Here is an 8,454-nt window from a genome sequence, read left to right on the forward strand (position 1 = left end):
GCCGTACCTGGGAAGGAGTATGTGGAATATGGATAACAACAGGCGTTATTTTAATACCACAGGGGCATGTAATCCGCAGCTTCATTACATGGTTGATATTCAGGAACGTCTTGAAGAAATAAAGAATCTGGTAGATGCAGGCAAATATTTTACGATTAACAGAGCCAGACAATATGGGAAGACTACGACGATAAAGGCATTGTCAGAGTACCTGGAGAATGATTATGTGGTAGTTTCTCTTGATTTTCAGAGAATGAGCAATGCGGAATTTGCAGATGAATATATATTTTCAGCAGCCTTTGCAGCTTATTTTTTGAAAACTGTACGGAATAAACGTAATCCTGTACAGGGATTAAATAATGATATTTTAGATAAATTAAGCAGAATTGCCAATGAAAATTCTGCTTTTTCGCTTGGAAAATTGTTTACTGTTTTAAGTGAATTATGTGAAACGGCGGAAAAGCCGATAGTTTTAATTATTGATGAGGTAGACAGTGCGGCCAATAATCAGGTTTTTCTGGATTTTCTTGCACAGCTGCGCAGTTATTATCTTGACAGGGAGAACAGTCCTGCTTTTTGGTCTGTTATTCTTGCCGGAGTATATGATGTAAAAAATATAAGGAATAAGATTAGGGCAGATGAGGAGCATAAGGTAAACAGTCCGTGGAATATTGCCTCTGATTTCAGGGTGAACATGGGCTTTACTCCGGGTGGAATCAGGGGAATGCTAGAGGAATATGAGGCGGATAATCATTTAGGAATGAATGTAGAAGAGATAGCAGGGTTGATTTTTGACTACACATCCGGCTATCCGTTTTTGGTTTCCAGACTTTGTAAGCTGATGGATGAAGAAGTGGCAGGCAGCGTGAGTTTCCCGGATAAAGCTGCTGCGTGGACGAAGGAAGGTTTCCTGGAGGCGGAAAAGCTTCTGCTTGCGGAAAAGAACACGTTGTTTGAGTCGTTAATGGGAAAGCTGAATGATTATCCAAGCTTGAAGCGGAAATTATATTCAATTTTGTTTGGCGGTAAAAAGCTGGTTTATAATCCGGACGATCCGGCGGTTGATATTGCAGTGATGTTTGGTTTTGTGAAAAATGATGGTGGGACGCTGAGGATTGCAAACCGTATTTTTGAAACAAGGCTGTATAATTATTTCCTGACAACGGATGAAGCGCAGAACAGTGAACTGTTTATTTTTGCGTCCGATGATAAATCACAGTTTGTACAAAATGGACATTTGAACATGGAACTGGTTTTAAAGAAATTTGTGGATCATTTTGACCAGATATACAGTGGGAGGGCGGAAGTTTTTGATGAGGAAGAGGGGCGCAGACGTTTTTTGTTGTATCTTCGTCCAATCATAAATGGAACCGGGAATTACTATATCGAACCGGAAACAAGAAACGCACGCCGTATGGATGTAGTGATCGATTATAAAGGAGAACAGTTTATCATTGAATTAAAGATATGGAGGGGCAATGCCTATCATGAACGAGGTGAGGAGCAGTTGGCAGACTATCTGGATTACTTCCACCTGAAGAAAGGTTATATGCTCAGTTTTAATTTCAATGGAAAGAAGGAAGTTGGTGTGAAAGAAATCCATATTGGAGACAGGGTTCTGATAGAGGCTGTAGTCTGATTTCAAAATGCGGCGAACAATATTATGCGGGGGTGAAGTTACATGGGGAATATTGTCAGTGAATGGTACGAAACAAAGAAAAATGTAGACGAAATGGTGCATTGGGAAAAACCAAAGTTAAAAAAATGGGAACTGGCTGTTACAGAGTTTTTCCCTGCTGAAGCAAAAATTTTAGATGTTGGCTGCGGGTTAGGCAGAGAAGCCTTTGTCCTGTCAGATATGGGATATAAGGTTACGGGAATTGACATTTCCCAGGAAGTTATTGATCAGGTTGTGCCGTTCTCTGTTCAAAAAGGGTATGATATTCCTTTTAGCGTGTATGATGGACATAAGTTACCTTTTGAAGCGGATTCTTTTGACGTCGTTATCATATGGGCGCAGACCTTTGGTTTGCTATATGGCAATGAATACAAGCATGAATTCTTATTGGAATGTAAGCGTGTTTTAACAAACGGTGGATTATTGAGTTATTCAGCCCACGATTACCGGTTTTTAATGGAAAATTATAAAAACGTTATGAAAGGCCGTAAATTTTACCCCTACGCTGATACAGAGCTTTATTGGGAAACTTTTGAGCCTGATGAATTAATGGCTTTTGCAAAAGATGCCGGATATACCCTTATACTTTGTGAGAAAGGCGAAATATATATACCGGAGGATGGTACTATATTACATTGTTTGTGCAGAAAATGAGCATTTGCAGAAAATGAGCATTTTGCCAGATATGCCTTCTTGTTAAAAAACGATATAAAGAGTTTATCAAAAGGCGGAGAAATGATAGGAAAATTTACAGCTTGATGGTAAAATATATATAAGGAACCGACAAAATGGAACTTGTGAAAGGAAAACGCTAAAATGATAACAGATTCTTTCGACAATCAAACAGAGGCTATCATCGAGCTGCAAAGAAAAGCAGGTATACCTTCAGTCGATGTGATGATTATCACATTTTCATATATCATCGAGGAATACATAAAGGAACATTTCAACTGCACGCAGATTGAGACGCTGTTCTCTGCCACGGGACTTACACCTGTTTATCAGATAGACTATAAGGGCAAAAAGATCGGATTCTACAAGACATATATAGGTGGCCCTGGTGCGGTAGGTCTTGTTGAGGAGGCTCTGACGAAGGTTGATACGGATAAAATCATTATGTTCGGCGGCTCAGGCTGTCTTGACAAGGATATCGCGAGAGGGAAAATTGTGATTCCGACAGAGGCTTACCGTGACGAAGGAACCTCCTATCATTATGTTCCTGCCGCCGATTATATTACCCTCAAAAATTCCCATGTTGTAGCCGGGTTTATGAAACAGGCAGGTATTCCGTATGTTCTTGGGAAAACATGGACTACCGATGCCATTTACCGGGAAACAAGAGGTAACTTCGAAAAGCGCAAACAAGAGGGCTGTATCGCTGTGGAGATGGAATGTGCATCTGTTCAGGCGGTGTGTGATTTCCGAGGTGTGGAGTTCTACAATTTTTTGAAAAGCGGCGACCTTTTAGATGCCCCCGAATGGGATCCGCGGTCTGAATTAGGCAATAACGGTTCACAACACGACCCTCGGTATTTTATGATGGCACTTGACCTTGCCTGCTTTGTTTCTGATAAATCTATCCGCTGAAATATATTCTTTAAACACTGGTAAAGGCCTATAAAACGATTTTGGTCTGTAAAATAAATAAAAATTATACAGGATATAAAGTAACAGCAGCCCTGGCTGTTTTTCCATTGCCAGGGCTGCTGTTTCTTTTTCTATATTTTATATCTCTGCATGCCATGAAGTATACTTTCAGGCACCCGTAAACTTTTCTCAGCCGTCCCGCTGTCACCAAACCCTGTATTTCCCGCTCAGGGCCAGCAGTGCGAACAGATACAGGCAATTGTCATAATACCGTCTGTCACCTGTACGCAGCGGTGTATTCCAGAACTTCATAACACAATCCCTTGCATACTTTCCGTCTGAAGCCAGGGAAGCCTGGGCGTTAGTGGCAATAACTGCAACAGGGTGAAGCGCCTTTTTATCCACCGGGGTGCCGTCTATGAGAAATACGCCGTCCTGATTGTCCCGTGCCGTTTCATAATAAAAGGTCTGCAGCCTGTCCGCGTTTTCCTTCTCCCACGGATCGCAGGCAAACCACAGGTAGTCCAGGCCGATGTTGGCGATGGTGCGGTAGGCATCGCTGTAATACCAGTCATGGCGGTCTTTTTGTCCCGGCTGGCTCCTCACGGGAGTCCCGTCATATTCCGCGTATTCGGCGCACAGCCCGGTAACAGGGTGGCAGGCCTTCTTCAGATATTCCCGGCTTGCGGCGGCAGCCTGTTTCCAGAAAGGCCGATCCTCTTCCTCTGCCCAGAGTGCGAACAGCTCATAAAAATGGGGCAGGTGATAGGAAGGGTCTGAAAAATCGCATTCCGTAATGAATTTGATCAGATGGTTCTGCGGGTCCCACATAGGCTTTCCTGTGCCGGGCTGTTCCCCTTTATGTATACAGTCGTGGAGCAGCGCGCGCGCCTGGGCGGAATAATTGAAAATCCCTTCGCCGTCTCCCCAGCGGTGGGAAGCGAAGAAAAGCGCCATGGCGAAAAATTCTTCCCCGTCCGGCGCCGGGCCCCAGGCGTTTTTCGTGCCGTCAAGCGCGCAGGACCAGGCAAAATAGCCTTCATTCCGACTGCTGCCGTAGGGCGCGTTTTTCAGTGCCTCGGCATCCATATACATGTAGGTTTTCGTCCATTTCCAAATCCGGTCGAATTCCTCCTTTTTGTCCAGCTGTACGCACATCATCATTCCGTAGGACATGCCTTCCGTGCGTACATCGTTGTTGCCGGTGTCGGTAAGATAACCCATATCCGCACCAACTTCGTGGTAAATCCGTTCTTCCTCACTGCCGTAGAACATGGTCTGGAAAGAATCCCTGACCCTTTTCTCAATTTCCTCCTCCGGCAGTCCGCATTCAGCAAATACATTTCTGTAGATTCCTGTTTCAAATGCGCCCGACATAATAATTCCTCCTTGTTTTGCGGTAAAATGTGAGTCCATACTGTAAACTGCAATATAAGCTATTTTACTCCTTTACGCCGCCGATGGTAAGCCCCGTAATAAAATATCTTTGTAAAAAGGGATACAGGCAGACAATGGGGAGCATGGTAAGTATGGTGGCTGCCGCACGTACCGAGGTAGGGGTTACGGCGCTTGCCGCTGTGGCGTTTTTCATGGATTCGGCGCTTGCCCCCTGGTTGGTTACGGAGGAGAGCAGCTTCATCAGCTCATACTGGAGGGTGGTGTACTGGTCACTCATTCTGTTGTACAGCATGGCGTCGAACCAGGAGTTCCACTGGCCTACCGCCACAAACAGCGCGACAGTGGCGTATACCGGTTTGCACAGCGGTGAAACGATTTTTATGAAAATGGTCATGTAGCCTGCGCCGTCCAGCTGTGCGGATTCCTCCAGGCTGTCCGGAATTCCTGTCATGTAAGTTCGGATAACCAGCATGTTGAAAGCGCTGAGCATACCGGGCACGATATATACCCAGAAGCTGTTCGTCAGGTTCAGTCCCTTATAAAGCAGGAACACAGGGATCAGGCCGCCGTTAACATACATGGTAACCACCCAGAACAGGGAAAGCTGGCTTTTGAACAGGAAACGCTTCCGGCTGACGATGAAAGCCAGGAGAGCGTTGGCGGCCAGGGACGTCAGCGTACCGATAAAGGTACGGGCGACGGAAACAACGGCGCCGTTTATCAGGTTGTTTTTATGGATAACCGTTTTGTAATTCTGCAGGGTCCACTTCCTGGGAAACAGATAAATTCCGCCGCGCAGGGCATCGGTGCCGTCATTTAACGAGATTGCCAGGGTGTTCAGCACCGGATACAGGGTGATGACTACAAAGGCGATCATAAACAGGGTATTGATTACGGTAAAAATCTTATCAGATACCGAGGTATTATATTTTACACTTTTGGATTCGTATTCTTTTTGTTTTGCCATTTTTTTCCTTCACCTCCCTAGAACAGCCGCTCTTCGCCGGTATGCTTCGCTATCTGGTTTGCAACGACAATCAGTATGATGCTGACCACGCTCTTGAAAATACCGGCTGCGGTACCAATCGCATAGTCGCCCTGGCTGATGCCCCACTTGAGCACGTAGATATCAATGGTCTGGGATACGCTCTGCACAAGCCCGTTGCCCAGCAGGTACTGAACTTCAAATCCGGCATTGAGCACATTTCCCACATTCATCAGAAGAAGTATCATGATGGTCGGCTTGATTCCGGGGAAGGTGATATGCCTGATTTTGGCCCAGCGTCCGGCGCCGTCGATGGAAGCGGCTTCATAAAGCGAAGGATCGATGGCCGTAATGGCGGATAAGTAGATGATGGCGTTCCAGCCGGTTTCCTTCCACACGTTGGCGAAGGCGACGATCCACCAGAAATATTTTGGGTAGGCAAAGAAATTCAGCGGCTGGTCCAGGATGTGGAATTTTAACAGCAGCTCGTTTACGATGCCGGTTCCTGAAAGGGCGTCGTGGAGAATGCCCGTAACGATAATCCAGGAAAGGAAATGGGGCAGGTAGGAGATCGTCTGAACCACTTTTTTACCGGAACGGGATCTGACCTCATTGAGTAAAATGGCAAAGACAATTGCCATAACAAAGGTAAAGACCAGGTTGATGATTCCCATGGCCAGGGTGTTCCGGATGACCCGCAGGAAGGTGGCATCTGAAAAAAGCTGCTGGAACTTTGCCAGTCCTACAAACTGGGAATGCAGAAGGCCGTCCTTTGGTTTATAATTCTGAAAAGCCATCAGCCAGCCGCCCAGAGGCAGATAGCAGAAGATGAAGCCGTATATTACGAAAACTGCGGCCCAGAAAATCAGGACCTTCTGCCGATTTATTTCTTTCCATGTAATCTGTGTTTTCTTCTTGTTTTTTCTTATTCCCTTTGCTGCCATTTTAACTCCTTTACATGCGGCAGGCAGCCGCAATCACTTGACGTAACCGCCGCTGCCTGCAGGCAGTTGCCTGATATTTAATATTCTCCGTTGTCCTTTGCCAGCTGGATTCTTCTGTCCAGCTCAGTCTGCATTTCCGAAAGGAAATCTTCGGGCTTGCAGTCGGAGTAAACCTTCAGATATTCTTCCCAGGCGCTTTCAAAATCGGAAGCCATAACAACCTTGGGAAGGTATTCGTGCTTGATTTCGCCCATCTTCGTCCAGGCTGTACCGCCGGGGGTGGAGGTGGTCATTGTGTTGCTGTAAGAGTACATAGGATACCAGGGTCCGGGAGACGTGTTGGTTCCAATCATTTCCACATAAGTGGAGCAGCCATAGGCCTCCAGGCATTCCCTCACATCCGCCTGTAAGCCGTCCAGGAATTCCTGGGGCTGTTCGGAAGGAGTTGCAGCGTTGATGCCGTCCTGGCTCATGCCGCTGTAGTTGGGGAAGTAGGAATAAGTACATAAGTGGGATGCTTTATAAGCAGGGTCGGAGGCGTTAACGCGCATTTCCTCTGTTTTGTAAAACAGGCCGTTTTCATCTACGTTATAGTCTGCGCCTTCCATACCCCAGTTGCGCAGGGTAAGGACTTCAGGGCTGAGCAGGTCATTGATGAACTGCAGCGCGCCTTCCACATCCTTGCAGCTGGTGGTGATGCCAAGGCCGTTTGCTACATTTAATGCGCCGTCGGAGGTATGCCACATGTTCTTAATATCTTCGGAAATGGTGATGGGCAGCGGAACATAGTCACAGCCCTGTTTGTCAAGTCCCTGCTGTTTTAAGGAATCATTGACGGAGTAAGCGAAGTTCCACCACTGGTCAATCATACCCAGCACACGGCCGGTGGAAAGCTTTGCAATATATTCATCATAGGTCTGGGTAAAGGATTCCGGATCCACGATGCCCTTCTGGAATTCTTCATTCAGCTTCTGGAAGTATCTTTTTGCGGTAGGAGTGGTGTTATAGTCCACAATTTTCATGGTTTCCGTATCCACGATAACGGATCCGTCATTGGGATGTCCGTCCAGGAACTGGGGTGCGTTTTCAAGGCAGAAATATCTCCAGTCATCGCAGAGGATGGTATAAGGGATATTTGCCGTACCGTCTTCCATGGTGGGATTGGCTTCATTATAACGCTCAATCAGGTCAAAATACTGATCCATGGTCTTGATTTCAGGATAGTCCGCCCATTTCAGGACACGGGTCTGAATCCAGAAAGCTTCATCGCCGTGTACGGCGCTCATGTCCTTTTCCCAGACGTTCCCGAACTGGGGAATCCAGTAAATCTTGCCGTCATCCTGGCGTACCTTATCCCATTCCGCATCGGAGTAGAAATTCTTGATGTTGGGATATTTATCCAGGTAATCATCCAGGGCAACCAGGGCACCTGCCTCATACAGCTGAATCTGTCCATCGCTGCCGTCTATGAAGTCAGGGTATTCACCGCCGGCAATCATGGTCCCTACAGCTTCCTGTGCAGTCTGGCCTGTCAGCCAGGTTTCTTTGACTTTAGCGCCTGTGATTTTGGCAATTTCAGCCTGTATTTCGTTGTCATCGTTAATTTCCGTACCCGGAACTGCAAAAAATGCAGTAAATTCCTTTATGGTTCCGTCGTCTGCCGCTGCGGCAGAGCCTTCTGTCCCGGAAGCGGTGCCTGCGGACGGAGTGCTGGTATCCGCGCTGTTCCCGCAGCCTGCCAAAAGGGAAACGGACATGGCGGCAGTTAAAAGGAGCGCTGTCAGTTGATTCTTTTTCATGTTTGATCCTCCTGATTTTATTCATTCCTGTTGCTTTATTTCCGCGGGCAACGAGCCAAGCAG

General features: G+C 46.5%; 7 protein-coding genes. 3 read left to right on the top strand and 4 right to left on the bottom strand.

Translation table 11 applies throughout. The features are described from left to right. Nucleotides 1-28: 28 nt before the first annotated feature. From HMPREF1548_RS20725 to HMPREF1548_RS20735, 3 genes are all read left to right on the top strand, one after another. Nucleotides 29-1,639 (top strand): AAA-like domain-containing protein, encoded by a 1,611-nt coding sequence (locus HMPREF1548_RS20725; protein WP_035323242.1) that lies wholly within the window; start codon nucleotides 29-31, stop codon nucleotides 1,637-1,639. 42 nt (nucleotides 1,640-1,681) lie between these two features. Then, nucleotides 1,682-2,332, top strand: a complete 651-nt coding sequence (locus HMPREF1548_RS20730) for a class I SAM-dependent methyltransferase (protein ID WP_021638500.1) — start codon at nucleotides 1,682-1,684, stop codon at nucleotides 2,330-2,332. 162 nt (nucleotides 2,333-2,494) lie between these two features. Next, nucleotides 2,495-3,265, top strand: coding sequence for a nucleoside phosphorylase (locus tag HMPREF1548_RS20735; RefSeq protein ID WP_021638501.1), 771 nt, complete (start codon nucleotides 2,495-2,497; stop codon nucleotides 3,263-3,265). Between the two features lie 204 nt (nucleotides 3,266-3,469). Here the strand turns inward: HMPREF1548_RS20735 and HMPREF1548_RS20740 are convergent, their stop codons facing one another. The 4 genes from HMPREF1548_RS20740 to HMPREF1548_RS20755 form a co-directional block, all read right to left on the bottom strand. Beyond that, nucleotides 3,470-4,642, bottom strand: a complete 1,173-nt coding sequence (locus HMPREF1548_RS20740) for a family 8 glycosyl hydrolase (RefSeq protein ID WP_035323198.1) — start codon at nucleotides 4,640-4,642, stop codon at nucleotides 3,470-3,472. Between the two features lie 64 nt (nucleotides 4,643-4,706). Next, complete coding sequence (locus HMPREF1548_RS20745) at nucleotides 4,707-5,630, bottom strand: carbohydrate ABC transporter permease (RefSeq protein WP_021638504.1); 924 nt, start codon at nucleotides 5,628-5,630, stop codon at nucleotides 4,707-4,709. A 17-nt stretch (nucleotides 5,631-5,647) separates the two neighbouring features. Next, on the bottom strand, nucleotides 5,648-6,592 hold the full coding sequence (locus tag HMPREF1548_RS20750; protein WP_021638505.1) for an ABC transporter permease: 945 nt from the start codon (nucleotides 6,590-6,592) through the stop codon (nucleotides 5,648-5,650). A gap of 77 nt (nucleotides 6,593-6,669) precedes the next feature. Next, complete coding sequence (locus HMPREF1548_RS20755) at nucleotides 6,670-8,391, bottom strand: type 2 periplasmic-binding domain-containing protein (protein ID WP_021638506.1); 1,722 nt, start codon at nucleotides 8,389-8,391, stop codon at nucleotides 6,670-6,672. Nucleotides 8,392-8,454: the final 63 nt, after the last annotated feature.

The sequence above is a fragment of the Clostridium sp. KLE 1755 genome (assembly GCF_000466465.2).
GTDB lineage: Bacteria > Bacillota > Clostridia > Lachnospirales > Lachnospiraceae > Eisenbergiella > Eisenbergiella porci.